Here is a 26,159-nt window from a genome sequence, read left to right as displayed (position 1 = left end):
TTCTCCTAAATACGTAGTCGGGCCGCGACCAGCAGCATCACTAATGCACCGATAATCGCCACGCCCAGTGCGCCGATATGCAGCGTAGCCAGGGTGCCCAGATCAAAATAGGTGGCGATATAGCCGCCAATCAGAGCCCCGATCATCGACAGCGTCAGGGTAGCAACCAGGCCGCCCGGTGGTCCCGGCATCAGCAGGCGCTTCAGCAACCCCAGCAGTAGACCGCTTAACAGCCACACAAGTAAAGCCATGGTTCTTCTCCGCGCCGAATCACACCCAGTATAGGAGCGCTTTTGTCACGCTGCGCTTTATTGGCTGCCGCGCAACGACGAGGCCCATTCGACAGAGCGAATCGCCTGCCGACAGCGTGCCAGTCGCTGCTCTAACGTTTCCAGATCCTGTTTCAGCTGATGCTGTACCGCCAGCGTTTCGGCCAGCGCCAGCCGCTGCTCACGCTGATCGATCATTGCAAGCAAACGCCGTTCAAATTCACGATACTCCTGATATTTTGCGGCGCGTGGGTTCCTGACGGGCTGTTCGCGTCGGGTACGTAGCTGTTGCGTACTCGCCTCACGTTGCAGGGCGGCTATCTGATCGACCAGGCGTTCAGCCAGCCAGGCACTGCGGGCCAGATCGTGGCTGCTGTCGCACAGCCGGGCAAAATTCTGTTCCACTTCCAGCAGGTAATCAGCCAGCCGCGTGCCTTTAGTGCGAAATAGCTGAGTATCAAAACGTGGCAGACGGCAAACCCCATCTGAATGGCAGGCGAGTTCCTGCCGCAGGGCGATAAGGAGCTGTTGCAGGCGCTGTTGTATGGCGATCGCACTCATCGCGTGACGCTCAATTGTGCTAACGTACGCTGATGAGGAAAGAGTTGGGCGGCATTCATGCAACGCATTCTGTTATTAACCCTCGGCTGGCTGGCGATTGTGCTGGGGACGCTGGGCATTGTATTACCTTTATTACCTACCACGCCATTCATGCTGCTGGCGGCCTGGTGTTTTGCCCGTTCATCGCCGCGTTTTCATCACTGGCTGCTGTGGAAATCGCCATTTGGTCGCTATCTGCGCCACTGGCAGCAGCATCGCGCGATGCCGCCAGGGGCTAAAGTACGCGCTATCTGCCTGATAATCGCCACCTTTAGTCTCTCACTCTTCCTGGTGCATCAGCTCTGGGTACGCATCATGCTGCTGATCATGCTGGCGGCGCTGCTGCTGTTTATGTGGCGTATTCCGGTGGTGGCAGAAGCAGCGGACGCACCGCCGCCGCCGCGATAAAGTTGCATTTAGCCGGTCATTTGCTTAGATTTGGGCGTCTTCGTGCGTGGCTTCCCTTTGTGAATTGACTTCCGCTGAGCCTGTTATCAGGTATTAGCGCTTTTGAAGCTGCGCGAAACAGAATTTTTTACCAGGCGTATCATTATGACCGACACTGCGCAGCAGCTTGAATTCATTAAAAACAGCATTAAAAGCATTCCCGATTATCCTAAGCCAGGCATCCTGTTCCGCGATGTCACCAGCCTGCTGGAAGATCCCAAAGCCTATGCCGCGTCGATTGCGCTGCTGGTTGAGCGTTACCGTAATAAAGGCATCACTAAGGTGGTGGGGACGGAAGCGCGCGGTTTCCTGTTTGGTGCACCGGTGGCGTTAGGCCTCGGCGTCGGTTTTGTTCCGGTGCGTAAGCCCGGCAAACTGCCCCGTGAAGTCTACAGCGAATCCTATGAGCTGGAGTACGGCACCGATAAGCTGGAATTGCACAAAGATGCCATCCAGCCAGGCGATCTGGTGCTGGTGGTTGACGACCTGCTGGCGACCGGCGGGACGATTGAAGCGACCGTTAAACTGATTCGTCGTGCAGGCGGTGAAGTTAAAGACGCGGCTTTCATTATTAATCTGTTCGATCTGACCGGAGAAACGCGTCTTAATGCCATGGGCGTTGAGAGCTACAGCCTGGTTAAATTCCCCGGCCACTAAGCCACTCTTTCGGCCTTGCCACCCGGCGAGGCCGTCACGCCTTCGGCGTCAAGATAACGAGTGCCAGCCAAAAGCGTAGCTGATAGACTACTGCAATCTTATACAGGGGTTGCAGAGCGTCTGCGCTCATCTTTCCATCCAACTTCGTCGAACTCCACATGAGCTATCAGGTACTTGCGCGAAAATGGCGTCCCCAGGCTTTTGCTGATGTTGTCGGTCAGGAACATGTTCTGACGGCGCTGGCGAATGGATTGTCTCTGGGACGCATCCATCATGCTTATCTCTTCTCCGGCACCCGCGGAGTAGGGAAAACCACTATTGCGCGTCTGCTGGCCAAAGGCCTTAACTGCGAAACCGGTATCACTGCCACCCCCTGTGGTCAGTGTGATAACTGCCGTGAAATTGAGCAGGGCCGCTTTGTCGATCTGATTGAGATTGACGCCGCATCGCGTACCAAAGTTGAAGATACCCGCGATCTGCTCGACAACGTGCAGTACGCCCCGGCGCGTGGCCGCTTCAAAGTCTATCTGATCGATGAAGTGCATATGCTGTCGCGTCACAGCTTCAATGCGCTGTTAAAGACGCTGGAAGAGCCCCCTTCACACGTTAAATTCCTGCTGGCGACCACCGATCCGCAGAAACTGCCGGTGACCATTCTCTCGCGCTGCCTGCAGTTCCACCTCAAAGCGCTGGATGTCGATCAAATCCGTCAGCAGCTTGAGCATGTTCTGAAGCAGGAACAGATTGAGAGTGAAACCCGGGCGCTGCAACTGCTGGCGCGGGCTGCCGATGGCAGTATGCGCGATGCGCTGAGCCTTACCGACCAGGCCATCGCCATGGGGCAGGGCGCGGTGACCAGCAGTACGGTCAGCGTCATGCTCGGCACGCTGGATGATGAACAGCCGCTGGGGCTGCTGGAAGCGCTGGTCGACGGTGACGGTCAGCAGGTGATGAATCTGTTGAGCCAGGCCGCGTCACGGGGTGTGGAATGGGAAGCGCTGCTGGTAGAAATGCTGCGCCTGCTGCACCAGATTGCGATGGTGCAACTGCTGCCGACCTCGCTTAATGACGATGATGAGAGTAACGCCCTTCGCTTGCGTGAACTGGCGCGGGTGGTGCCGCCCGCCGATCTGCAACTCTATTATCAGACTCTGTTGATGGGCCGCAAGGATCTGCCGATTGCGCCCGATCGTCGCATGGGTGTGGAGATGACGTTGCTGCGTGCACTGGCGTTTCATCCTAAAGCTGCCGTAGCTGAACCCATTGCGCGTCCCGCATTAACTCAGCAGACGGCGCCTGTCGCCCCTGCGCAGACATCACCGGCAGCATCCGGGCCATCGCCGTTAGCACGGCAACCGGCAGCACAGCCAGCCTCACCGTCACCTGCCGCTGCGCCGCCGTCGCACACCGCGTCGCCCGTCGCGCAGCAGACTCAACAGCAGATGCCGGAGCAGACGCAGCAGCAGGTTGCTGCTCAGCCGCAGATGGCCGCGCCCGATGCTGCACCGCAGCATTCGCCGTCGCCAGATGTCACACCTGACACCGCACTCTCCAGTTCCACCAGTCAGCTCCTGCAGGCGCGCACTCAGTTGTTGCGTCAGGGAGCGAACAAGCCAAAAAAGCGTGAGCCGGCAGCGCCAGGTGCGCGGCCGGCCAACTCCGCGCTGGAGCGGCTGGCCTCGGTCACCGAGCGCAGTCAGCAGCGTATCCGCGATCGCGAGCCTGCCGCCCCGGTAAAAGAGGAAGCGTACCGCTGGAAAGCGGTTAATCAGCCGGTGGAAGTGGCGGAGCCGGTGGCGACGCCAAAGGCCTTGCGTTCTGCGCTGGAGCATGAGAAAACCCCTGAGCTGGCGGCGCGTCTGGCCGAAGAAGCGCAGCAGCGCGATCCCTGGGCCGCAGAGATTGCGATCCTGCCGCTGCCGAAACTGGTGCAGCAGCTGGCGTTAAATGCCTGGAAAGAGACCACCGAAACTGGGGTCTGCCTGCATTTGCGTAGCAGCCAGCGTCACCTTAATTCACCGTCGGCGCAGCAGGTATTAAGCGATGCGCTGAGTCAGCATGCCGGGCAGAGAGTTGAACTCTCGGTAGTTGAAGACGATAATTCATCGGTGTTGACGCCACTTGAATGGCGTCAGGCCATTTACGAAGAGAAACTGGCGCAGGCGCGTCAGTCCATCACCTGTGATACCCACATCCAGACGCTGCAGCGCTTTTTTGATGCCGATCTGGATGAGGAGAGTATCCGACCTGTTTGAACACGCTGCTGCTATCTTAACGATAGCGTTGTAGCCTCAGCTGAGAGAGAAAACTATGTTTGGTGGTAAAGGCGGATTGGGCAACCTGATGAAACAGGCCCAGCAGATGCAGGACAAAATGGCCAAGGTTCAGGAAGAGATTGCCGCGATTGAAGTGACCGGTGAGTCTGGTGCTGGCCTGGTAAAAGTCACCATTAACGGCGCGCACAACTGCCGTCGCGTGGAAGTCGATCCCAGCCTGCTGGAAGATGACAAAGATATGCTGGAAGATCTGATTGCAGCCGCGTTCAACGATGCGGCACGTCGCATTGATGAAACCCAGAAAGAGAAGATGGCTTCTGTCTCTTCAGGCATGCAGCTGCCACCAGGCTTTAAGATGCCGTTCTGATGCAAACCAGTCCACTGCTTGAATCTTTGATGGAGTCGCTGCGCTGTCTGCCTGGCGTTGGGCCGAAGTCGGCGCAGCGCATGGCGTTTCAGCTGCTGCAGCGCGATCGCAGCGGTGGCATGCGGCTGGCGCAGGCGCTGACCCGGGCGATGTCGGAGATCGGACACTGCGCCGATTGCCGGACATTTACCGAGCAGGAAATTTGCACCATCTGCGCCAATCCACGGCGTCAGCAGAATGGTCAAATCTGCGTGGTGGAAAGCCCGGCGGATATTCACGCTATTGAGCAAACCGGCCAGTTTGGCGGTCGCTACTTTGTGCTGATGGGACATCTCTCGCCGCTCGACGGCATCGGTCCGGCTGATATTGGCCTGGATCGTCTGGAGCAGCGACTGGAGAGTGAAACCCTGCAGGAAGTGATCCTCGCCACCAACCCGACGGTTGAAGGCGAGGCGACCGCGAACTACATCGCGGAACTCTGTGGTCAGTATGGCGTCGACGCCAGCCGTATCGCGCACGGCGTGCCGGTGGGCGGTGAGCTGGAGATGGTTGATGGCACCACGCTGTCCCATTCACTGGCGGGCCGCCAGAAGTTTAAATTTTAATCACTTGCCGGTGTTGTGACAGACACCGGCTTGAAAATCTCCCTGTCACCCCCACATCAACCTCAACGTTTGTTCAACCTGTTTTGTTGAGGTAGCAATGACCATGAAAGGACAAGAGACCCGTGGCTTTCAGTCGGAAGTAAAACAACTTCTGCACCTGATGATCCATTCTCTCTATTCAAACAAAGAAATTTTCCTGCGTGAGCTGATCTCCAACGCCTCGGATGCGGCAGACAAACTGCGCTTCCGTGCCCTGTCAGATTCCAGCCTGTATGAAGGTGATGGCGAGCTGCACGTTCGTCTCTCTGTTGATAAGGACAACCGTACCATTACGCTCAGCGACAACGGTATCGGTATGCGTCGCGATGAGGTCATTGAGAACCTCGGGACTATCGCCAAGTCAGGCACCAAATCCTTCCTTGAATCGCTGGGCTCCGATCAGGCGAAAGATAGCCAGCTGATTGGTCAGTTCGGTGTCGGTTTCTATTCTGCATTCATCGTGGCGGATAAAGTCACTGTGCGTACCCGTGCCGCGGGCGCGTCAGCCGAAGAAGGCGTGTTCTGGGAATCCGCAGGCGAGGGCGAATATACCCTGGCTGAGATTGAGAAAGCCGATCGCGGTACCGAGATCACCCTGCATCTGCGCGAAGGCGAGGATGAGTTCCTGGATGCATGGCGCGTGCGCAACATCATCAGCAAATATTCCGATCACATCGCGCTGCCGGTTGAGATCGAAAGCAAAGATGAAGAAGGCGAAGGGACACACTGGGAGAAGATTAACAAAGCCCAGGCGCTGTGGACCCGCAACAAATCTGAGATCAGCGACGAAGAGTACAACGAGTTCTACAAGCATATCGCCCACGATTACAGCGATCCGGTCGCCTGGAGCCACAATCGGGTGGAAGGTAAGCAGGAATATACCAGCCTGCTCTACATTCCGGCGCGTGCGCCATTTGATATGTGGAACCGCGATCAGAAACATGGCCTGAAACTCTACGTACAGCGCGTCTTTATCATGGATGACGCTGAGCAGTTTATGCCGAACTATCTGCGCTTTGTGCGTGGCCTGATTGACTCCAACGATCTGCCGCTGAACGTCTCCCGTGAGATCCTGCAGGATAGCCGCGTGACCCAGAGTCTGCGCGCCGCGCTGACGAAGCGTACCCTGCAGATGCTGGAAAAACTGGCGAAAGATGACAACGAGAAATATCAGACCTTCTGGAATGAGTTTGGTCTGGTGCTGAAAGAGGGCCCGGCGGAAGATCACGCTAACCAGGAGACGATCGCTAAGCTGCTGCGTTTCGCCACCACCCAGAGCGAAGGTTCGGCACAGACCATTTCGCTGGAAGATTACGTCAGCCGCATGGTGGAAGGTCAGGAGAAGATTTACTACATCACCGCTGACAGCTATGCCGCCGCGAAGAGCAGCCCGCATCTGGAACTGTTCCGCAAAAAAGGCATTGAGGTGCTGCTGCTCTCCGATCGCATCGACGAATGGATGATGAGCTATCTCACTGAGTTCGATGGTAAAACCTTCCAGTCAGTCAGCAAAGCGGATGAATCGCTGAGCAAGCTGGCGGATGAAGAGACCGAAGAGCAGAAAGAGGCGGAAAAAGCGCTGGAGCCTTTTGTTGAGCGGGTGAAAACTCTGCTGGGCGAACGTGTGAAAGAGGTGCGTCTGACGCATCGCCTGACCGATACTCCGGCGATTGTCACCACCGACGCAAACGAGATGACCACGCAGATGGCGAAGCTGTTTGCCGCGGCCGGACAGGAAGTACCGGAAGTGAAGTACCTGTTCGAAATCAACCCGGATCATCCGCTGGTGAAACGTGTTGCGGATACGCAGGATGAAGCACGCTTCGGTGAGTGGATTGAGCTGCTGCTGGATCAGGCCTTGCTGGCCGAGCGCGGCACGCTGGACGATCCTAACCAGTTTATCCGCCGCATGAACCAGTTGCTGACCGCATAACGGCAACAGGCCGGTGGTTTTCACCGGCCTCAGACGGCTGATAAAGCCACAGCATCAAGCCGGTGATCCTCACCGGCTTTTTTTATGGTTTTGCGGCATCCTGCAGCCAGTCGCGAAACAGGCTGATCTCTGTATCGTGCCGACGGCTCTGTTTCGTCATCATCCATGTGGCCCGCTCGACGCGTACAAAGCCAAGCGGTGCTAGCAGCGTGCCATCCTCCAGCTCTTTGCGTACCAGTAAACGCGGTGCCATCAGGACGCCAAGACCACTTCGTGCAGCCTGAATCCCCAGTGTCAGACTCTCAAAATGCTTTCCGCCGTTAAAGCGGCCGCTGACCCCAGCTTTGTCCGCCCACTCTGACCAGGCGTGCAGCCGGGTATCCGCATGCAGCAGGGGCATCGCGGCCAGATCCTCGCCGACCCGCAGTTGCGAAGCAAAGTGAGGTGCGCAGAGCGGCCCAATCTCATCCTCGCTGACCAGCGTGGCGTCTATGTCAGATTCAGGGGGCTCGCCGTGACTGAGGATCAGTACATCTACATGTTCGCTACGCAGTTGCGAGATCTGCGTCAGCGGCTGGAAGTGAACCTCAATCTCCGGATAGCGTTGATAAAAGCTGGCGATACGGGGAATCAGCCATTGCGACAAAAAACTGGGGGCGCAGGAGACCCGAATCTGCTGAAGCAGCCCGGTACGAATGCTTTCGCAGCTGCTGCGCAACTCACTGAACGCCTGCTGACAGCTCAGCAGCAGACGTTCACCGTGTGAGGTCAGTTTCACGCGGCCATGGCTGCGGATAAAAAGTGGTTTGCCCATCCAGCTCTCCAGCTGGCGAATCTGATGGCTGATGGCGCTGTGCGTAACATGCAGATGTTCAGCCGCCACGCTAAAACTGCTGTGTAAGGCTGCCTGGTGAAAATAGTGCAGCGCTCTCAGTGGCGGCAGTCTGTTCATCCTCTTCCCCTGTGCAAAAATCTAACAGGGATTGTCAATTTATATCATTTTAAAGTCCAGCCGCATTGACCTACTCTGTAGGGCAAATTATGGCGGGTTGACTCAGCCTTATATCTGTGATTTTTCAGGGTATTCCGCCTCGCTTAACCTGCGTTCACGCCGCACACTCCCCGAAGCGAGACAACCATGGCACACCGCTCTTTATCCTCTGAAACTTCAGCAGAGGCGCGCCATCGGTTACGCCTGGCGCTCTCACGCTTTTACCGGCTGGAGCAGTTCGATCTCTTCTTCGCGCCCTCGCTGCATGTGGCGCAGGTCCTTCTTTCTCAGCTCTTTCTGCGGCAGGAGCAGGCGCGCAATCAGCACCGTTACGCCTCGCACTTTCCGGTAACCGAACTCAACATCCTGCCAGCAGTTCCGCTGATCGCAGGCAGCATCATGCTGGTACCGCATGTCGAATTGCCCAATGGCCGCGTGCGTCCGCTGCGGGATTGCCAGAACCAGGGCGTGACGGAGGCGAGCGAGAGTTTTGCCAGCGTACTGCATCAGAAACTGATCGACGAAGCCCATCTGTTTGTCACCCGACTGGATCGCCACGCCGAGATCTGCAGCGATCTGGTGCTGGTGGCGTTGCGGACACATGACTTCAGTACGCTGGTGCGCAGCGAACTGCGGCTTTTCGAACAGGGGCTGACCCTGACCGCCACGCATGAGGCACTGCGCCGCTTCGACGATCCGCACTGGCGGCCTTACAATGCCGCCACCGTCGATGCGCTCTCCCTGTCAGACCCGCTGCCGCTGAACTCCTGCCATCAGCCCGGTTTGCCGTTTGCCAGCTTTAATGTCCCGGCCTGCGTGATCACATCGCTGTCAGATGCGGAAGATGTGGTGAAATGGCCGCAGCAGGCGCGGCTGCTGCTGAATGCTAACGTGCGCGGCAGCGGCAAAAAAAGCGTGAATATGACCCATCATCTGAGCCGACGACTGCAATTCCTGCTCGGCTCAGGCGGTAAATCTGAAAAAGCGTCCGGCAGGCCAGGCAGGTAGGGGGCAGGGCCAAAAAGCGACTCAGGTCGCCCTGCGCGATCCGCGCCCTTCCTTGTGATGAGCGGGTCATAATGGTATGTTCTTTCGCTTCTAAGATAGATCAATGCGATTCGCAAGGGGATTTACGCAATGCGTATTATTCTGCTCGGAGCTCCGGGCGCAGGTAAGGGGACTCAGGCCCAATTCATCATGGAGAAGTATGGCATTCCGCAAATCTCCACCGGCGACATGTTGCGTGCAGCAGTAAAAGCAGGCAGCGAGCTGGGCAACCAGGCGAAAGCCATTATGGATGCTGGCAAACTGGTGACCGATGAGCTGGTGATTGCGCTGGTCAAAGAGCGTATCACCCAGGAAGACTGCAAAAACGGTTTCCTGCTGGACGGTTTCCCGCGCACCATTCCTCAGGCAGATGCAATGAAAGAGGCCGGGATCACCGTTGATCACGTGCTGGAGTTCGCCGTACCGGATGAACTGATCGTTGAGCGTATCGTGGGCCGTCGCGTTCACACGCCATCAGGCCGCGTTTATCACGTCACTTTTAATCCACCGAAAGTGGAAGGCAAAGATGATGTGACTGGCGAAGAGCTGACCATGCGTAAAGACGATCAGGAAGAGACCGTGCGTAAGCGCCTGGTGGAATATCATCAGATGACCGCGCCGCTGATTGCTTACTACAGCAAAGAAGCGGAAGCGGGCAACACTGCCTATCATAAAATCGACGGCACCCGTAAGGTGACCGAAGTCAGTGCCGAGCTGGCTAAGATCCTGGGCTAAGTTCACAGGGGCCGGTATTACTGGCCCCTTTTGCAGTAATCGCTTTTACCTCCCACTAATTCCGCTACAATTTTCCCGTTTTCACGCATCCCCGTTGTTATCAAGGAACTCAAATGAGGCAAGATAAGCCCGGCGTGTTATTGGTTAATTTAGGTACGCCAGACGCGCCCACCACACCTGCAGTTAAACGCTATCTGAAACAGTTTTTAAGCGATCCGCGCGTGGTCGATGCGCCGCGCTGGCTCTGGTGGCCGGTTATCAATGCCGTTATTCTGCCGTTTCGCTCGCCGCGCGTCTCTAAGCTCTACTCATCGGTCTGGATGGAAGGCGGTTCACCGCTGCTGGTTTACAGCATGCGTCAGCGCGATGCGCTGGCGGCACGGGTCGATATGCCCGTCGAGGTGGGCATGAGCTACGGTAATCCCAGCCTGAAAAGCGCGGTTGATAAGCTAATGGCGCAGGGCGTGACCCGCCTGATTGTGCTGCCGCTCTATCCGCAATTCTCCTGCTCCACCGTGGCGGCAGTGTGGGATGGCCTGACCGCGGTATTCAAAGATTACCGCTCGCTGCCTGATGTGCAGTTTATCCGCGACTACGCCGAACATCCGGCCTATATCGCCGCGCTGAAAGCGACGGTGGAGCGATCCTTTGAGCGGCACGGTCAGCCCGATCTGCTGGTGTTATCCTTCCACGGCATTCCGCAACGTTTTGCTAACGAAGGCGATGACTACCCGCAGCGCTGTGCGGATACCACGGCGGCCCTGGTCAAAGCGCTGGGCCTGCGTGATGATCAGTATATGATGACCTTCCAGTCGCGTTTTGGTCGTGAGCCGTGGCTGATGCCCTACACCGATAAAACCATGGAAAGCCTGCCCGCTAAAGGGATCAAACATGTTCAGGTGATGAGCCCGGGCTTCTCGTCAGACTGCCTGGAGACGCTGGAAGAGATCAGTGGTGAAAACTGCGAAATCTTCATGCATGCCGGGGGTGAGAAGTTTGAGTATATCCCTGCGCTGAACGCCGATGAGGCGCATATCGACATGATGGTGCAACTGGTCGACGCACGCCGTTAAAGCGCAGGCGGAGAGTGTGATATCATTCTCTGCCTGTTTTTCCAGACGGCACCTCCCGATGAAATTTCCCGGCAAACGCAAATCCAAACACTACTTTCCTGTCAGCGCACGCGATCCCCTGTTACAGCCCGCCCAGCACGATGTTGATGCAGGCAGCTGGGTGGTGGGTATCGACCAGACGCTGGTGGATATCGAAGCCAAAGTCGATGACGCTTTTCTCGCACGTTATGGCCTGAGTGCCGGGCACTCGCTGGTTATCGATAATGCCGTCGCGGAAGCGTTGTACAACGAGCTGATGCAGGAAGCGCTGATCACCCATCAGTTTGCTGGTGGCACCATCGGTAACACGCTGCATAATTTCTCGGTGCTGGCCGATGACCGCTCCGTGCTGCTGGGCGTCATGTGCAATAACATCCAGATTGGCGGCTACGCCTATCGCTATCTCTGTAACACCTCAAGCCGGGTCGATCTTAACTATCTGCAGGGCGTGGATGGCGCCATTGGACGCTGCTTTACGCTGATTGGCGAACATGGCGAGCGAACCTTTGCTATCAGCCCCGGCCAGATGAACCAGCTGCATCCGGATAACGTACCGGAAGAGGTGATCGCCGGAGCCTCTGCGCTGGTACTGACCTCCTATCTGGTGCGCTGTGCCGAAGGTGAACCGATGCCACAGGCAACGTTGCGGGCGATTGAGTATGCCAAACGCCACAACGTGCCGGTGGTGCTGACGCTGGGCACCAAACATGTGATTGGCGACAACCCTCAGTTCTGGCGCGATTTCCTGCGCGAGCATGTCAGCATCGTGGCGATGAATGAAGAGGAAGCGCTGGCGCTGACCGGCGAAAGCGATCCGCTGCTCGCCGCCAATATGGCGCTGGACTGGGTCGATCTGGTGCTGTGTACTGCTGGCCCGATTGGGCTCTATATGGCGGGTTACACCGAAGAAGAGTTCAAACGCAAAACCAACCATCCGCTGCTGCCTGGCGCGATTGCTGAATTCAACCAGTATGAGTTCAGCCGGGTGATGCGGCAGCAGGATTGCCAGCAGCCGCTGCGCATTTTCTCGCACATCGCGCCTTATATGGGCGGACCGGAAAAGATCATGAACACCAACGGCGCCGGAGATGGTGCACTGGCGGCGTTACTGCATGACATCACCGCCAACAACTATCACAGCCTGAATGTGCCAAACTCCAGCAAACATGCGCGTCCTTACCTGACCTACTCGTCGCTGGCGCAGGTATGTAAATATGCCAACCGCGTCAGCTACCAGGTGCTGAATCAGCATTCGCCGCGTCTGACCCGCGGTCTGCCGGAGCGGGAAGACAGTCTGGAAGAGTCTTACTGGGATCGGTAAAGCTGGCAGCTGCCGCGCATAAAAAAGCCCTTCTGAAGAGAAGGGCCTTAGAAGACTGGCAACGTCTGGCTCGGTTAGCGATGAGATCGAGCCTGTTAAGGGAACACGGTCAGATCGGAAAATTGCTAAGCCATCCCTGGCCAACGCATTGCGTTGTTCAAAAACGCTCCCGGCGTTTTTAGTACGCACCTCATCCCTGAGGTGCGCCCATAGCTGGGCCAACGCTTTGCGTTGTTCAAAAACACTCCCGGCGTTTTTAGTACGCACCTCATCCCTGAGGTGCGCCCGTAGCCGGGCCAACGCTTCGCGTTGTTCAAAAACGCTCCCGGCGTTTTTGTCCGGGCGGCGGGACGCTTTCCTCTTCTGCCCGTGTTCCCTGCGTGTTGAGTTTATTCGTTGCGGTAAAATTCACCCTGATTTTGATAGATCAGAAGCCTGCCAGGCTTTGCTTAACACGAATCAGCGCACGACATCGCAGGGCTGTAAATCTTCGCCCTGGGTCATCTCATCCTGCAGGATTTGCAGCATACTGCTGGCGATCTCACGTTCGCCCATCACCACACGGGTGGCACCCCGTTCCATGATGTACTCGACTTCATCGTCATAGTGGGCGCGGGCGATAATCTCGATATTCTGATGTTTTTCACGCGCGGCGGTGACCACTTCACCCGCTTCATAGCCATTCGGAATAGTCAGTAACAGCCAGCGGGCGCAGTCGAGTCGGGCCAGTTCCATGGTGTCAGCGCGGGCTGCATTACCCAGCACCGCCTTAATACCGCGCTCGCGCAGCGCTTCAACACGGGCGCGGGAGTTTTCAACTACCACCAGCGGAACATTGGCTTCAAGCAGCTTCTGACCAATCAGACTGCCCACCCGGCCGTAACCTACAATTACCGCGTGATTGCAGAAATCCACCGGGATCTGCTTCTCTTCTTCAATCGCCTCTTCCAGCGTCTGCTCTTCCATCGTCTCCGTTTTCGCCAGGAAACGCTCCAGCAGGGTAAACAGGATCGGATTAAGCATAATCGACAGGATGGCGGCGGCCAGCACCAGGTTGCGGCCCTCGTCAGTCAGCAGGCCCAGCGAGATACCCAGACCGGCCAGAATAAAGGCGAATTCACCAATCTGCGCCAGACTAACCGAAATGGTCAACGCCGTACGACGTGAGTGGCCGAGCAGCGACACCAGCAGCCAGGCGGCGACCGATTTACCCACCACAATAATCACCAGCGCGCCCAGCACTGCCAGCGGCTGCGTCACCAGAATCGACGGGTCAAACAGCATGCCGACCGAGACAAAGAACAGCACGGCAAAGGCATCACGCAGCGGCAGCGTATCGCGCGCGGCGCGGTGGCTCAGTTCCGACTCGTTCAGCACCATACCGGCAAAGAAAGCGCCCAGCGCAAACGAAACATCAAAGAATTCAACGGCACCAAAGGCGATGCCCAGCGCCAGCGCTAATACCGCCAGAGTAAACAGCTCACGCGAGCCAGTGGCGGCGCTGCGGGCGAGGATCCAGGGGACGGCACGACGTCCCACCACCATCATCAGCACCATAAAGGCGGCGACTTTGCCGATGGTCCACAGCAGGTCCCAGGCCAGCAGTCCGGCGCTGGCGTTGCCCTGTTCCATCATGCCGGCAATCGCAGGCAGCAGCACCAGCGTCAGCACCATCACCAGATCTTCAACAATCAGCCAGCCAATCGCAATCTGCCCGCGCTGGCTATCGATCAGTTGCCGCTCTTCAAGCGCGCGCAGTAACACCACGGTACTGGCGGTAGAGAGGCAGAGACCAAACACCAGGCCGGTCATCCACGACCATCCCATTGTCCACGATAAGCCCATTCCCAGTAACGTCGCGACCGCGATCTGTGCGATGGCACCGGGAATGGCTATCGACTTTACCGACATGAGATCTTTCATTGAGAAGTGCAGGCCGACACCAAACATCAGCAGAATCACGCCGAGTTCTGCCAGTTCAGGAGCCAGATTGGTATCGGCAACAAAGCCGGGAGTAAAAGGTCCAGCCAGCACGCCTGCCATCAGGTAGCCAACCAGGGGCGAAATACGCAGGCGGTTCGCCAGCATCCCAAGGAGAAATGCCAGAACCAGTGCTCCGACAATGGTAGTGATCAACGGTGTGGTGTGATGCATGCCTGTCTCCTTGTATACAAATGTATCCGCTTGTAACAAATGAGTTTAAAACAAAATCTATTCTTTCGCTGAGCAATTTGCGGGAATACCCTAAAAAAGCAGGAAAAAAAGTCAAATGCACAATCGAAAGGGTGTTTTTGTTCATTATCCATAATATTGGCTGATTTGACGGTTTAAAGCGGTCCGGGTAAATAAAAATTAGCATCCCTAAATGCCGTGGGTATGACACAAATAAGGGTTAAATGCGCGCACAGACAGGGTAAAGCCCGTCAGCGGCACTTTTGCAGGGGTAAACAACTGGTTAACATCAGGCCTGGCTACCCGTTCTGGCTTATCCGGAACAAACCAGTCTGACGCGGGCGCGGCCTTGCGGCTATTGTCATGCTCAGCAAAAGCGGTCCGGAGATAAAAAGAGCGGCATACAGAGACAGGCGAATGTGCGTTGGCCTTGAGTTCGCCGGGGGAATGTGCGACACAGTGGGGCAAACCGGCAGAAAATCGGGCCAGACGGCAAATTAAGGAGAATCACAGTGTTGTTATCTAAATGGACAGGGGCGGGCGTGGCACTACTGGTGGCCCTGATGCCGCTGTTTTCACAGGCCGCCCAGGCCGATCGCACCTATCGTTTCAGCCTGCTGCACACCAACGATGAGCATGGTCATTTCTGGTTTACTGAGCAGGGTGAATATGGTCTGGCGGCGCAGAAAACCTTAATGGATACGATGCGCTACGATGTGCAGTCCAGAGGCGGCGGCGCATTGATTCTCTCTGCCGGTGATGTGAACACGGGCGTACCGGAGTCCGATGAGCTGGACGCTGAACCCGATTTTCGCGCGATGAACCTGATTGGCTATGATGCCATGGCGCTGGGCAACCATGAGTTCGACAAGCCCATCGCGGTCCTGCGCAAGCAGGAGAAGTGGGCACGATTCCCGCTGCTCGCCGCTAACGTTTATCAGAAAAGTACCGGTCAGCGCCTGTTTAAGCCCTGGGCGGTATTCAATCGTCTCGGGCTGAAAATTGCGGTGGTCGGGCTGATCACCCCGGATACGGCGAAACTGGCCAATCCGGCGGGTCTGACAGATACCGAATTCCGCGATCCGATTGCGGAGGCGGAGAAGGCGGTTGCCGAACTGCGCGCCACAGAGAAGCCGGACGTGATTGTCGCGCTGACCCACCTTGGTCACTATGACGACGGTAAGCATGGCAGCAATGGCATTGATGACGTCACCCTGGCGCGCAGCCTGCCTGCCGGCACCATCGATCTGATTGTGGGTGGTCATTCGCATGATGCGGTCTGCATGGAAAAAGAGAACGTCAGCGTCAAAAATTATCAGCCGGGCCAGCCCTGCAAACCCGATCAGCAGAACGGGATCTGGATTATGCAGGCGGATAAATGGGGCAAATATGTCGGACGTGGTGACTTCACCTTCCGTAATGGGCAGGTGACGCTGGAGGCTTATCAGCTGGTGCCGGTCAACCTTAAACATCAGATAAAGAACGCAGATGGCAGCGAAACCTGGCTCACCTGGCAGGAAGAGATCCCGAAAAACACCGCCATGATGAAACTGCTGATGCCATTCCAGAAACGGGCTGAGGCGAAGTTAACCGTGAATGTCGGTAGTGCCGACGGCAGCTTCAGCGGTGAAAAAGAGCAGGTTCGCTTTGAGCAGACGAATCTCGGCCAGCTGATTCTGCGCGCCCAGATGGCGCACACCAAAGCCGATTTTGCGGTGATGAGCGGCGGTGGTATTCGCACCTCGCTGAAATCGGGCAAGCTGAGCTGGCGTGACCTGCTGCAGGTCCAGCCGTTTGGCAATCAGGTGGTCTCGGTCAGCCTGACCGGGGCGGAGATCAAAAAATATCTGGATGTGGTCGCCAATATTCAGCCTGACTCAGGTGGCTACGCCCAGTTTGCCGGCATCAGCCTGACCGCAGACGGTAAACATGTCAGCGACGTCAGCATTAACGGTAAACCGCTGCAGGATGCGCAGCATTATCGCATGGCAACCAACAGCTTCAATGCGGCTGGCGGCGACGGTTATCCGCGTCTGGATAATCATGCGGGTTATCTCAACAGCGGGGTAGTCGATGCGCAGGTGTTGCGTGACTGGATCAAGACGCACTCGCCGGTCAAAGCCAGCGACTATCAGCCGAAAGGGCAGATTGTGCATCTGAGCGATGAGCAGATCCGGGCGCGGGATGAAGCTGCGGAAAAAGCGCGCAAGCGTAACTATCCAAAAATGATCCTGGCGTGGATCTGGCCGTGGGGGAATGAAACAGCCGCCACGCATTGAACTGACCGGGAGGCGCTTGCGCCTCCCGTTTTTCTTACGCCCGGCAGGCGTGACGTCTGATCCAGCGCTCGCGCAGTTTGTCCCACACCCAGTTGTAGGCCATGGTGTAGGGCAGGAAGAAGAGGAAAAAAGCCACTTCGACCAGGAAAGCCTGACCCAGAGAGATATCCAGCATCCAGGCGGCAATGGGCAGACCAATCAGGATAAATCCGCCTTCAAATCCCAGCGCATGTAATACACGCACGCCCGGGCCACGTTTCTGGCCTGGCGCATAGAGGCGATCAAATCCGCTGTTGTAAATCATGTTCCATAGCATCGCGACCGTAGAGAGCATAATCGCCAGCGATCCCATCTGAAACAGCGGTTTATTCATTGCCCATGCCGCCAGCGGCGAAACGGTCAGAATCGCCAGCGTTTCAAAGCAGACAGCATGAAGAATACGTTCTTTAAGTGAGCGGGTACGCATTGTGAGTTCTCCTTCAATAATGCGGCGCATTTTCACACGTCGGAATGCTAAGATAAAATGAACACCTATCGAAAAAAGCGATGGTTCAGATGCGTTACTCCCCGGAATCCCTTGAGGCTTTTATGCAGACTGTGGCGAGCGGCTCTTTCTCTGCCGCTGCGCGCGCGCTGGGTAAAAGTCAGTCCACCATCAGCGCGGCGGTAGCCAGTCTTGAAGACGATCTCGGCTTTGCGCTGTTTGAACGGGCAGGTCGTCAGCCGGTCCTCACCGAGCAGGGACGCCGCGTTATTCCTCAGGTTCAGCAGATCCTGGCAGCCAGCGAGCGGCTGGATGCGCTGGCGATACGTCTGTCGCAGGGCGTTGAACCCCGGCTCAGCTTTGCCATGTCAGACTTCTGGCAAACCGATCATCACGAGCATCTGCTCAGGCAATTTGATGCCCGTTATCCGGAGATTGAACTGGAGGTCATGATTGCCGAGGATGGTGATGTGCTGGATCTGCTGCAGGCCGGGCGGGTACATCTGGGCGTGGTGCGGGCACAGCCCAATCTGCCGGTGGATATCGCGGTGGCGCGACTGCAGGTTGAAGCACAGATGGCGGTCTTTTTACATCGCGATCATCCGCTGGCTCAGCTTAAGACCCTGAGCGAAAGCGAGCTGGAAGGGGTTCGTCACCTGCGATTAAATACCTGGGTTGAGGCATCTGAACCCGCGCCAATGGGGCGCATCTGGTCGGCACCGACCTATCTGTTACTGCTGGAGATGGCGGAGCAGGGATTTGGCTGGACGATTCTGCCGCGCTGGCTGGTGAAACAGTTTGGTCATGGCGTTCTGAAAGAGTTGTCGATGCCGGGCTGGCCGCAGCATATCGCCATTGAGGTGGTCTGGTCACGCCGTACGCCACCCGGTCCGGCGGGTCGCTGGATGATCGATCAGCTCTGCGCCCAGCCACGGGTTTAGTCGTGGCGGGCGATATCCGCAAACGGGGCGTCCAGCAGTCGTGAAAGATCCCGGGGAGCCAGTTCGATATCCAGCCCACGCTTGCCGCCTGAGATAAACATGGCGTCAAACGCGCTGGCAGAGTGGTCGATCACCGTAGGCAGCCGTTTTTTCTGGCCCAGCGGACTGATGCCGCCCACCAGATAGCCGGTGACCCGCTGCGCCAGCTGTGGATCGGCCATATCCGCTTTCTTCGCGCCCAGCGCTTTTGCCACCTTCTTGAGGTCCAGTTGCGTCGAAACCGGCGTAATCGCCACTGCCAGCTGTTTCGCCTCGCCATTCAGCGCCACCAGCAGCGTCTTATAGACCTGGCGCGCATCCAGATTGAGTTTACGTACCGCTTCGTCACCAAAATGGGTTTCGCTGCTGTCATGCTCATAGGGATGCAGGGTGAAGCTGACTTTTTGTTTTTCCAGCAATTTTACGGCGGGCGTCATACAGGTTCCTTACTGAGAATAATCTTATTACGCAGAATCGTGGAAAAAGGTGGCGAAACTTTGTTCTTTGAGTGAAAATTAGCCGCGCGCCAGCAATCCGATTGCTGAGCGATAACCAAAATCATAAACAAATTCCTCTTTGACGGGCCGATAATATTACCGGCTCTCTTTTTTTCAGGGCTTCTTCAGCATCTCAGGCAGGTTATCTTCGCCATAGAGATGCAGAGCACCGACCGCTACCACATAGTTTCCCGCCGATAACCCCTGAAGCCGGTCACACCACTGCGCATTTCGCTGACCGATCAACGTATCATTCAGCGCCTGGCTGAAGGTGGCGGGCAGGGTGATTTCCGGCTGGCGTGGCGGCGTATCGAGCCACCAGCTCACCATCATCTGCAGCAGGCGCGCATTGGTGTGCCAGTGCAGCAGCGTATCCTGCAACAGCGCCATGCCGTCATCCGGCAGCGCAGTCAGCAGGGCGATCTGCGCCTCTGCGCCTTCCAGTTCAATCACCGGTTTGTTCAGACCTTTCGCGGCCTGCAACAGCTGATAATCGATGCCGTAGTCAGGTCGCAATCCCAGCCTTTGTGCCTGCTGCGCCTGTAACATCAGCGCCACCTGCCAGGCGGGCAGATTATCAAACAGGCTCAGATTGAGGCTCATCTCCTGACAGAGTGCGGTGAGCGTTTGCATCGCGTGGCTATCCAGCCGGGTGGAAAGCGCGGGACGATCGCCGTGGTGATCAAAGGGTGAACCACCCTGCGTAATATCCGCTTCCACAATCAGTGCATCCGCCTGCTGCAACTGACGCAGCAGACGGGCGGGCAACGGCTGCATGTCGCGCGTCCCCATGTGGATGCTGCCGACCAGATGCAGCTGACGATCGCCAAGCCGGACATCCATCGCAGGCCAGCGGTAACTGGCGGGAAAAAGTTGGCTGATAAAGCCGCGCAGTGAGCGCCAGATGTTGCCTGTCATTCCCGGTCCTTTGCGATTCAAAACCCCATGCTAGCGACTTCAGCGCGTGAAAAACAGCGCTGAAACGGCGATCACTCGCGTGGTGGCCGGTAACGCAGCAGGCGGTTAGCATTGCTGACCACGGTAATGGAGGAGAGCGCCATCGCTGCACCCGCCACAATCGGGCTGAGCAGGGTACCGGTCAGCGGATAGAGCACACCCGCTGCCACCGGAATGCCGATGCTGTTATAGATAAATGCCCCAAACAGGTTCTGCCGGATATTGCGCAGGGTCGCGGAAGAGAGCGCTAATGCGTCTGCCACGCTGTTCAGGTCGGCACGCATCAACGTGATGCCCGCGGTTTCCACCGCTACATCGCTGCCGCCACCCATGGCAATGCCCACATCGGCCTGCGCCAGTGCGGGCGCGTCATTGATGCCATCGCCCACCATCGCGACGCGACGGCCCTGCTGCTGTAAGTGTTCAATTGCAGCCGCTTTGCCTTGCGGCATCACGCCCGCAATCACTTCATCAATACCGACCTCGGCAGCAATGGCGCGCGCGGTATTTTCATGGTCGCCGGTCAGCATAATCAGGCGAAAACCCTGCTGATGCAGTCGCTTCAGGGCTGCGCCGCTTTCCGGCCGAAGCTGATCGCGCAGCGCGATAAGCCCGGTTAGCTGGCCCTGCTCAGCCAGTAACACCGGCGTTGCACCCTGTTGCGTCAGCCGCGCAATCTCTGCTTCCGCCGCCTGGTAATCGACGCCGTTATCCTGCATCAGCGCGGCATTACCCAGCAGCAGCGTTCTGCCATCCAGACTACCGCTGACCCCTTTGCCGCGTATTGTACGAAATTGCGCTAACAGAGGCGGCTGGGTCAGTTTCGCTTCGACGACAATCGCTTTCGCCAGTGGATGACCCGAAGAGAACTCCAGCGCAGCTGCTGTCGCTAACACTGATTCACGGGTGGCATCGCCCCAGACCTGCACGTCACTGACCTGCGGCTTGCCGGAAGTAAGTGTGCCGGTTTTATCAAACACCAGGGTGTCGATTTGACTGGCGCGCTGCAAGGCATCGGCGTCGCGCACCAGCACCCCCAGCTCGGCGGCGCGGCCAACACCGGCAATAATCGACATCGGCGTCGCCAGGCCCAGCGCACAAGGACAGGCGATAATCAGCACGGTTGTCGCAATCACCAGCATGTAGGCAATTTGTGGCTGCGGCCCGAACAGATACCATACTGCGCCGCTGAACAGTGCGATCAACACCACCACCGGGACAAAAACGGCGGAGATGCGATCCGCCAGACGGCCCACATCCGGTTTACTGCTCTGCGCCTGACGCACCAGCCGGATAATGCGCGACAGGGTGGTGTGATTACCCGTCGCCCGGGCGATAAATTCTACCGAGCCATCCTGCACCAGGGTGCCGGCAAAGATGGCTGCGCCCGGGGTCTTGCTTTGCGGCACCGCTTCGCCGGTCAGCATCGCTTCATCAAACCAGGCTTCACCCGTGGTGATTTCGCCATCAACCGGCACCCGATCGCCTGTGACCAGGCGCAGCGTCATGCCGGGCTGCACATCGCTGACCGGAATCAGCCTGTCGCCCTGTTGATCAACCTGCCGAGCCTGGGCTGGCGTCAGATCCAGCAATCTTTCCAGCGCTTTAGAAGATCGCTGACGCGCCCGCTGCTCCAGGGCATGCCCCAGGTTGATCAGGCCCAGGATCATGACGCTGGCTTCGAAATAGAGATGGCGCGCCTGTGGCGGGAAAAAGTCGGGCCACAGCACCACGCTAAAGGAGTAAATCCAGGCGGCGCCTGTGCCGAGTGCCACCAGCGTATCCATGGTGGCGCTGCCATTGCGTAAACTGCGCCAGGCACTGCGGTAAAAATGGCTGCCGGTGACGATCATGATCAGCAGAGTCACGATGCCCAGCGTCAGCCAGACGCCGTGTTTGTGGTCGGTGAGCATCATGTTGTCGCCCACCATGCCCCAGATCATCAGCGGCAGGCCAAACGCTAAGGCGACTGCAGCCTGCCAGCTGAAACGCCGCATCGCGCTGCGGGCGCTGAGCTGCTGCTTCTCCCGTCGCTCCTGCTCGTCATCCACTACCTGCGCGCCATAACCCGCGGCATCGACGGCCGCTACCAGCTGCTGCGGATCAGCGTCGCCCAGCACCAGCGCACTGCGTTCGCCGAGATTTACGCGCGCCTGGCTGACGCCTGCGACCTGCTGCAGTGCTTTTTCCACCCGGCTCACGCAACTGGCGCAGGTCATGCCCTCAATCAGCAGCATATGGGTGGGGAGGGTTGTTTCTGCCGGACGGGAAGCAGTCTCCGTTGTCAGCGCCTCCGGCGGCGGCTCTGATGCTGTCAACGGTTCAGACTTTGGGGAAGCGTCCGCGGTTTTCAGCGTCGCGTGATAACCCGCCTGCTCCACGGTGGCGATCAGCGCGGCCGCATCTGCGTGACCGGAAACCTGCGCTTCCTGTTGGGTCACGTCGGCCTGGTCAACATCATCGCGTTGTTCCAGTGCCTCTTTGACACGTTTGACACAGTGGCCGCAGGATAAGCCGTCCAGTGCCAGAGAAATAGTGTGTGACATAATCAACTCCTTCTGTAATCCCATTTGACCGATTGGTCATTTTCGATTCATGCTTAAGCATAAACCTTCCATCAAGGGGAAGGTCAAGGGGACGAAAATGAACATCAGCGATGTGGCAAAAAAGACCGGACTGACCAGCAAGGCGATACGTTTTTACGAAGAGAAGGGGGTGGTGACGCCGCCGTTGCGCAGTGAAAATGGCTACCGCAGCTACAACGGACACCATCTTGAGGAGCTGAACCTGTTACGTCAGGCACGACAGGTTGGCTTCACGCTGGATGAGTGTCGTGAGCTGGTGGCGCTGTTTAACAATCCGTCGCGCCACAGTGCCGATGTAAAAGCCCGTACTCTGCAGAAAGCGGAGGAAATTGCGGCGCATATTGAAGAGCTGCACGTCATGCGCGCTCGCCTGCTGGCGCTGGCAGAGGCCTGTCCCGGCGATGACGGCGCCGAATGTCCGATTATCAACAATCTGGCTGGATGCTGCGGTCAGCGTGGCTGAATACGCAGCGTAATCCCCTCAATGCCGGTTATGACCACTGCTGTGCCCGCAGGCAGATCCTGCTCCGCCTCGACCCGCCAGCTGCTGTCCCCGATCCGCACATGGCCGGTGCGGTTATGCAGCGCGGTATCCAGCGTCAGCTGCAACCCGATCATCTGACTGCCGCGCTGGTTCAGGGCATTGGGTTTCTGACGCGCTTCACGGTGGCGCATCCAGCGATACCATAAAAAGACGCAGATCAGCGTCAGCACGGCAAACAGAGAGCCCTGCGCCGTCCAGCTTACCGGCACAAACCACTCAATGAGGCCGACGATGACCGCCGCCAGCCCGCTCCAGAGCAGGTAACCGCTGGTGCCCAGCATCTCAGCCGCCAGCAGTAACCCACCCAGCGTCAGCCAGAACCAGTGCGGATGCGCGATAATATCGACCAGCATCAGCGTTTCGACTCAGTGCGTGATTCCTTCAGCAGTTCACCGATGCCCGCAATCGAACCCAGCAGACTGCTCGCCTCCAGCGGCATCATCACCACTTTGCTGTTATTAGCTTCACCGATTTTTTGCAGCGCATCGGTATATTTCTGTGCCACAAAGTAGTTAATGGCCTGAATATCACCTGATGCGATCGCTTCCGAGACCATCTTAGTGGCGTTAGCTTCCGCTTCCGCCTGACGTTCGCGCGCTTCTGCCTGCAGGAACGCCGAGGTCCGTTCACCTTCTGCTTTGAGGATTTGCGACTGCTTATCCCCTTCAGCGCGCAGGATCGCCGCCTGTCGCACCCCTTCGGCTGTCAGAATATCGGCGCGTTTAGTTCGCTCCGCTTTCATCTGCGCATTCATCGCGCCAATCAGCTCCTGCGGCGGACGCACATCGCGGATCTCGATGCGGGTGATCTTGACGCCCCACGGATTGGTCGCTTCATCCACGATATGCAGCAGGCGGGTGTTGATGCTGTCGCGCTGTGACAGCATTTCGTCCAGCTCCATGCTGCCAAGCACGGTACGCATATTGGTCATGGTGAGGTTAAGAATCGCCTGCTCAAGATTGCTGACTTCATACGCGGCACGCGCGGGATCAACGACCTGAATAAAGCAGACCGCATCGATGGTGACGTTGGCATTGTCTTTGGAGATGATCTCCTGCGAGGGAATATCCAGTACCTGTTCCATCATGTTGATCTTACGACCGACACGATCCATGAACGGCACCACCAGGCTTAATCCTGGCTGCAGGGTGCGGGTATAACGGCCAAAGCGCTCAACCGTCCATTGAAAACCTTGTGGCACGATCTTGACGGTGGCCCAGACCGCCACCAGCGCCAGAATAATCAGGGCAGGAATTACAGTTATCATACAACCTCCGCGTTGTCAGATTAACGGGCCGAGTCGCTTCGGCCCGGGGTGCTGCCGCTTAGTAGAGCAGGGAATAGAGCTGACGACGATAACGCGCGGCAAGTGCATCGCCGGTACCCAGCGCCGCCAGAATCTCCTGCAGCATTTTACGCGCCTGGCCATCAGCGGCATTGAGATCGGATTTCAGGAAGCTGAACAGCAGTTCCAGCGCTTCTTCATTACGACCCACCTGATGCAGCTGTAACGAGAGTTTAGCAGCCAGCCCGGCGTTAGTCGGGTCAGCCTCCAGCTGGGATTGCAGCTGCTGAATCTCCGGCGTATCAGCTGCCTGTTTCAGCAGATCGATCTGCGCCATCAGGCTCTGATAGCGGGTATCCTGATCCTGCAATGGCACCACTTTCAGCACCGCTTCCGCTTCATCGCTGCGGTTCAGGGTAATCAGTACGTCAGCCAGCAGGAAACCGATCTCGCTGGACTGATTGCTCAGCTGCCACGCATCTTTTAACAACGGCAGCGCCTCCAGCGGTTTACCTTCCTGCATCAGCGCCATCGCCTGCTGCGCTTTCAGCTCTTCTTCGCGCGGCAGGACTTTTTCCAGCAGGGCGCGGATCGCTTCTTCCGGCTGTGGACCCTGGAAACCGTCAACCGGCTGACCATCCTGGAACAGATAGACGGTCGGGATTGAACGCAGACCAAACTGCGACGCCACCCTTTGCTCTTTGTCGCAATCCAGTTTTGCGAGAATAAACTGACCCGCGTACTCCTGCGCCAGGCGCTCCAGCACGGGCGTCAGATCCTGACAGTGCTGGCTGCGCTCAGACCAGAAGTAGAACAGCACCGGCAGCTGCATCGACTGCTCAAGGGTCTGCTGCAGGTTAGATTCGTTGATGTCGATGATAGAAGCTTGTGGTGACATGGATAAGTCTCTTTGCAAAAAGTGTTCTAAGAATATGGGGCCAACTGGCCCGGCTTCAAGCGCTATTGCGCATGGCTGCTTAATGGCTGCGCAAAATGCGATCCAGCATCCAGCCGGGCAGTAACCGTTTCAGCAGGCTCATTATGTGTGCGACCAGTGTCACCGGATAGCGTAAACGCGGATGTTTACTCTCGAGTGCATGACGAAGTTTAGGGAGAATGGCTTCTGGTGGCAGAGTAAAACGTGCCGCGATGCCAGGGTTACGCACCGGGTTATGCTGTTCGCCCTGCGTCACATTGTCGGTAAAACGGGTCTGAATCGGACCCGGTTCAATCAGGCTGACCCGGATGCCGCGGCTGCGCACTTCAAGCCGCAATGCATCGCTCCAGGCTTCCAGCGCATATTTACTGGCGGCATAGGCACCCCGGCCTGGTGTGGAGATCAGCCCCAGCACCGAGCTGGTATTAATAATGCGGCCATCGCCGCTGGCCTGCAACGCGGGCAACAGACGCAGTGTCAGCTGATGGACGCCGAAAAAGTTGCTGGAAAACTGCTGTTCCAGCTGCTGGCGGGAGAGGGTGTGCAGCGGGCCATAGAGACCAAATCCGGCGTTGTTAAACAGCGCCGTCAGACGGTTATCGCAGAGCGCGAGCACTGTGTCGGCGGCCTGATCCACACTTTGCGGATCGTCGAGATCCAGCTGCAGCCCGGTAAAGCCCAGTGTTTCCATGCGGGCGACATCCTCTGCTTTACGGCAGGCGGCGATCACCCGGTAGCCCCGCGCCAGTAAATCGTGAGCGGCAACCAGGCCAATACCGCTCGAACAACCTGTAATCAGAATGGTTTTTTGCACAAATTCATCCCCCTTCGAATCTCATGTTTTTTTAAATTAAGCTGTTATTTCTTCTGAATATATACCTGATTGCAATGAGTCAGCATTTCACGTTTCTCTTTTATCTTCCTCCTGATTTACCAGGAGTCTGCCGTGAAAAATGAGTGATTACGATAACATCTTAATAATGATCAGACCCAGACCGGGCATAAAGTCTCTGCCATTTTGATGTTACTGGTTTTGCTTA

At 57.2% G+C, this 26,159-nt stretch carries 25 protein-coding genes and 1 other annotated feature; of the genes, 13 read left to right on the top strand and 12 right to left on the bottom strand.

All coding sequences use genetic code 11. The features are described from left to right. Positions 1-5: 5 nt before the first annotated feature. On the bottom strand, positions 6-251 hold the full coding sequence (locus HFD94_RS02295) for a hypothetical protein (RefSeq protein WP_122889130.1): 246 nt from the start codon (positions 249-251) through the stop codon (positions 6-8). A gap of 57 nt (positions 252-308) precedes the next feature. Further along, entirely contained in the window at positions 309-830 is a 522-nt protein-coding gene (priC, locus tag HFD94_RS02290; RefSeq protein ID WP_167432727.1) for a primosomal replication protein PriC, read from the bottom strand. 57 nt (positions 831-887) lie between these two features. Between priC and HFD94_RS02285 the strand changes: the two genes are divergently transcribed. From HFD94_RS02285 to htpG, 6 genes are all read left to right on the top strand, one after another. Further along, a complete protein-coding gene (locus tag HFD94_RS02285) occupies positions 888-1,277 on the top strand; it encodes a DUF454 family protein (protein WP_122889129.1) in 390 nt (129 codons plus the stop codon). A 144-nt stretch (positions 1,278-1,421) separates the two neighbouring features. Beyond that, complete coding sequence (gene apt / locus HFD94_RS02280; RefSeq protein WP_010671221.1) at positions 1,422-1,973, top strand: adenine phosphoribosyltransferase; 552 nt, start codon at positions 1,422-1,424, stop codon at positions 1,971-1,973. Between the two features lie 158 nt (positions 1,974-2,131). Then, entirely contained in the window at positions 2,132-4,228 is a 2,097-nt protein-coding gene (gene dnaX / locus HFD94_RS02275) for a DNA polymerase III subunit gamma/tau (protein ID WP_033771084.1), read from the top strand. Beyond that, positions 3,570-3,631, top strand: a sequence feature (DnaX frameshifting element). (Overlaps the previous gene by 62 nt.) A 55-nt stretch (positions 4,229-4,283) precedes the next feature. After that, positions 4,284-4,616: a YbaB/EbfC family nucleoid-associated protein gene (locus HFD94_RS02270; protein ID WP_003850423.1), complete on the top strand. Its 333-nt coding sequence runs from the start codon at positions 4,284-4,286 to the stop codon at positions 4,614-4,616. Further along, positions 4,616-5,221: a recombination mediator RecR gene (gene recR, locus HFD94_RS02265; RefSeq protein ID WP_003850420.1), complete on the top strand. Its 606-nt coding sequence runs from the start codon at positions 4,616-4,618 to the stop codon at positions 5,219-5,221. Before HFD94_RS02270 ends, recR begins: the two co-directional genes overlap by 1 nt. Before the next feature lie 97 nt (positions 5,222-5,318). Beyond that, positions 5,319-7,193 carry a molecular chaperone HtpG gene (gene htpG, locus HFD94_RS02260; RefSeq protein ID WP_029519428.1) on the top strand — a complete coding sequence of 625 codons (1,875 nt, stop codon included), beginning with the start codon at positions 5,319-5,321 and terminating at the stop codon, positions 7,191-7,193. An 82-nt stretch (positions 7,194-7,275) separates the two neighbouring features. Here the strand turns inward: htpG and HFD94_RS02255 are convergent, their stop codons facing one another. Continuing rightward, the gene (locus HFD94_RS02255; protein WP_010255931.1) at positions 7,276-8,145 is read right to left on the bottom strand and encodes a LysR substrate-binding domain-containing protein; all 870 of its coding nucleotides are present in this window, start codon (positions 8,143-8,145) and stop codon (positions 7,276-7,278) included. A 186-nt stretch (positions 8,146-8,331) separates the two neighbouring features. Between HFD94_RS02255 and HFD94_RS02250 the strand changes: the two genes are divergently transcribed. The 4 genes from HFD94_RS02250 (at position 8,332) to HFD94_RS02235 (ending at position 12,399) form a co-directional block, all read left to right on the top strand. After that, positions 8,332-9,192: a DUF6024 family protein gene (locus HFD94_RS02250; protein ID WP_122889128.1), complete on the top strand. Its 861-nt coding sequence runs from the start codon at positions 8,332-8,334 to the stop codon at positions 9,190-9,192. Positions 9,193-9,321: 129 nt separating this feature from the next. Further along, entirely contained in the window at positions 9,322-9,966 is a 645-nt protein-coding gene (gene adk / locus HFD94_RS02245) for an adenylate kinase (protein WP_010671225.1), read from the top strand. Between the two features lie 113 nt (positions 9,967-10,079). Then, positions 10,080-11,039, top strand: a complete 960-nt coding sequence (gene hemH, locus HFD94_RS02240; protein WP_167432726.1) for a ferrochelatase — start codon at positions 10,080-10,082, stop codon at positions 11,037-11,039. 58 nt (positions 11,040-11,097) lie between these two features. Continuing rightward, entirely contained in the window at positions 11,098-12,399 is a 1,302-nt protein-coding gene (locus HFD94_RS02235) for an inosine/guanosine kinase (RefSeq protein WP_010255936.1), read from the top strand. Positions 12,400-12,858: 459 nt separating this feature from the next. Here HFD94_RS02235 and ybaL read toward each other — a convergent pair whose 3' ends face one another. Beyond that, positions 12,859-14,553 carry a YbaL family putative K(+) efflux transporter gene (gene ybaL / locus HFD94_RS02230; RefSeq protein ID WP_010671227.1) on the bottom strand — a complete coding sequence of 565 codons (1,695 nt, stop codon included), beginning with the start codon at positions 14,551-14,553 and terminating at the stop codon, positions 12,859-12,861. A gap of 581 nt (positions 14,554-15,134) precedes the next feature. Here ybaL and ushA point away from each other — a divergent pair. Beyond that, a complete protein-coding gene (gene ushA / locus HFD94_RS02225) occupies positions 15,135-16,850 on the top strand; it encodes a bifunctional UDP-sugar hydrolase/5'-nucleotidase UshA (RefSeq protein WP_220477213.1) in 1,716 nt (571 codons plus the stop codon). A gap of 34 nt (positions 16,851-16,884) precedes the next feature. Here ushA and HFD94_RS02220 read toward each other — a convergent pair whose 3' ends face one another. Next, a complete protein-coding gene (locus tag HFD94_RS02220; RefSeq protein ID WP_010671229.1) occupies positions 16,885-17,316 on the bottom strand; it encodes a multidrug/biocide efflux PACE transporter in 432 nt (143 codons plus the stop codon). Positions 17,317-17,405: 89 nt separating this feature from the next. Between HFD94_RS02220 and HFD94_RS02215 the strand changes: the two genes are divergently transcribed. Continuing rightward, the gene (locus HFD94_RS02215) at positions 17,406-18,275 is read left to right on the top strand and encodes a LysR family transcriptional regulator (protein WP_010671230.1); all 870 of its coding nucleotides are present in this window, start codon (positions 17,406-17,408) and stop codon (positions 18,273-18,275) included. On the opposite strand, the gene ybaK is transcribed toward HFD94_RS02215, so the two are convergent. From ybaK to copA, 3 genes are all read right to left on the bottom strand, one after another. After that, positions 18,272-18,751 (bottom strand): Cys-tRNA(Pro)/Cys-tRNA(Cys) deacylase YbaK, encoded by a 480-nt coding sequence (gene ybaK, locus HFD94_RS02210; RefSeq protein ID WP_010259070.1) that lies wholly within the window; start codon positions 18,749-18,751, stop codon positions 18,272-18,274. The two genes, HFD94_RS02215 and ybaK, sit on opposite strands and share 4 nt — an antisense overlap. Positions 18,752-18,925: 174 nt before the next feature. After that, positions 18,926-19,729 carry a TraB/GumN family protein gene (locus tag HFD94_RS02205; RefSeq protein ID WP_010259069.1) on the bottom strand — a complete coding sequence of 268 codons (804 nt, stop codon included), beginning with the start codon at positions 19,727-19,729 and terminating at the stop codon, positions 18,926-18,928. Between the two features lie 71 nt (positions 19,730-19,800). Beyond that, a complete protein-coding gene (gene copA / locus HFD94_RS02200) occupies positions 19,801-22,314 on the bottom strand; it encodes a copper-exporting P-type ATPase CopA (protein ID WP_167432725.1) in 2,514 nt (837 codons plus the stop codon). Positions 22,315-22,411: 97 nt separating this feature from the next. On the opposite strand from copA, the gene cueR reads away from it, so the two are divergent. Further along, positions 22,412-22,816: a Cu(I)-responsive transcriptional regulator gene (gene cueR / locus HFD94_RS02195; RefSeq protein WP_010671233.1), complete on the top strand. Its 405-nt coding sequence runs from the start codon at positions 22,412-22,414 to the stop codon at positions 22,814-22,816. Here cueR and HFD94_RS02190 read toward each other — a convergent pair. The 4 genes from HFD94_RS02190 to HFD94_RS02175 form a co-directional block, all read right to left on the bottom strand. Continuing rightward, complete coding sequence (locus HFD94_RS02190) at positions 22,804-23,250, bottom strand: NfeD family protein (protein ID WP_167432724.1); 447 nt, start codon at positions 23,248-23,250, stop codon at positions 22,804-22,806. The two genes, cueR and HFD94_RS02190, sit on opposite strands and share 13 nt — an antisense overlap. Continuing rightward, the gene (locus tag HFD94_RS02185) at positions 23,250-24,164 is read right to left on the bottom strand and encodes an SPFH domain-containing protein (RefSeq protein WP_010259065.1); all 915 of its coding nucleotides are present in this window, start codon (positions 24,162-24,164) and stop codon (positions 23,250-23,252) included. The genes HFD94_RS02190 and HFD94_RS02185 overlap by 1 nt, the downstream gene beginning before the upstream one ends. A gap of 58 nt (positions 24,165-24,222) precedes the next feature. Then, positions 24,223-25,080, bottom strand: a complete 858-nt coding sequence (locus tag HFD94_RS02180; RefSeq protein ID WP_010259064.1) for a co-chaperone YbbN — start codon at positions 25,078-25,080, stop codon at positions 24,223-24,225. Positions 25,081-25,159: 79 nt separating this feature from the next. Next, positions 25,160-25,933 carry an SDR family oxidoreductase gene (locus HFD94_RS02175; protein ID WP_022626095.1) on the bottom strand — a complete coding sequence of 258 codons (774 nt, stop codon included), beginning with the start codon at positions 25,931-25,933 and terminating at the stop codon, positions 25,160-25,162. Between the last annotated feature and the right edge of the window lie 226 nt (positions 25,934-26,159).

This window comes from Pantoea sp. EKM20T (assembly GCF_011800485.1).
GTDB lineage: Bacteria > Pseudomonadota > Gammaproteobacteria > Enterobacterales > Enterobacteriaceae > Pantoea > Pantoea agglomerans.
The sequence above is the reverse complement of the archived record's forward strand: the minus strand, read 5'-3'. Positions and strand labels throughout refer to the sequence as shown.